This window comes from Bartonella sp. MM73XJBT (genome assembly GCF_028618465.1).
In the GTDB taxonomy this organism is placed as follows: Bacteria; Pseudomonadota; Alphaproteobacteria; order Rhizobiales; family Rhizobiaceae; genus Bartonella.
Genome location: NZ_JAQISY010000107.1, coordinates 1 through 1,243 on the forward strand (window position 1 = coordinate 1; position 1,243 = coordinate 1,243).

Consider the following 1,243-nt stretch of genomic DNA (forward strand, 5'->3'; position numbering starts at 1 on the left):
GGATCAAGATGGAACGTATCACCAATCTGTATTGTACTATTGTCAGCAAAAGTTTTAATAACATTTACTTTACCATAGAAAGAAACGGCACAATCGTTTTCAGCAGGAATTGTGGTTTGTGTTAAACGTCCACCAACACGCACTAACCATTGATGAGGGTTGCCCATGTTCACTTCAAAGTTATCAATATCTTTGAGGGTGCCAAGCATGAGACGTTGATAAACAAATTGTGCTTGTGGTTCAAAAACCAATCCTGGTACACTGGTTATAAGTCTTTGTCCGATGGTCGCAGATGTACTGAGTGTATTCTTACCACTCAATTCTGCAGTATTTCCTCTGAGAGTTGTTTTGATATATCCTTTAAGCGTTCCATAGGAGAAGAGGGCATTGATGTAGATGCCATTGTCATGGTTGAGGTTACCATAGGCAGCAAGTGACCACTTATCGAGTGTCGTTTTGTCAGCACCTTCAATATCTTTTGGGGTAAAGGCTAGTTTTCCATATGTTCCTAAAAGACCAAAATTTGTGGTTATGTTTTGATCTTCTAGCGCGGCTAATGTAACACCTGCTTGCAAGGCAGCATAGCGCAGATCAGCACCATAACCATATTGTAAGGGAGTATGGTGAGAGGATAATGTCATCTTATGACCATAACTGGATAAGAAGATTCCTCTGTTTTTATGGTCCTTTGCTTCAACTGCTGTTGTCCGCATATTGTTGATCAGTGTATTTTGATTATTCACATCAGCAAAGTCGACGGAGAATAGAGCATTTGGCATGACCAAATAGCTTGCTACTTGTGGGACAAGAGCTGGAATTTTTCCTTCATCATCAAGAGTTGCTCTTTGCAGGCGGAAATCCCAGAAATCTTTATTCTCTCTCAAGGGGCTTTGTGCGCTTGCTGCTTTGCCATGGCTTGATGTTGCTTTATCTCTTTCATTCTCATTTTTTACTCCCTCAACCGCGTTCTCTTTTATAACGTAGTGCGTATAGTCTTTGAGGGTGTTTTCTTCTGATTCTTGAGACACGTCTCCTAAATGGCTTTGCGTGCTTGCTGCTTTGCCACGGCTTGATGTTGTTCCATAGCCATTGAGGACATATTTATATGGCAATTTATTCATTGTGGTGTAGCCATTTGCCAGTTTGAAGGCATTTTCATCTGCTTTTCCAGAAACCTGAACAAGTGAGAGACCACGTTCATTTAAAGGAATGGAATCTTCGGTTTTTAATGGCTGACCTTCGG

General features: G+C 41.0%; 1 protein-coding gene. It reads right to left on the reverse strand.

The window, feature by feature from the left end:
* Positions 1-1,243: autotransporter outer membrane beta-barrel domain-containing protein (locus PVV69_RS09855; RefSeq protein WP_273757356.1), on the reverse strand; the 1,243-nt coding region annotated here is incomplete at both ends.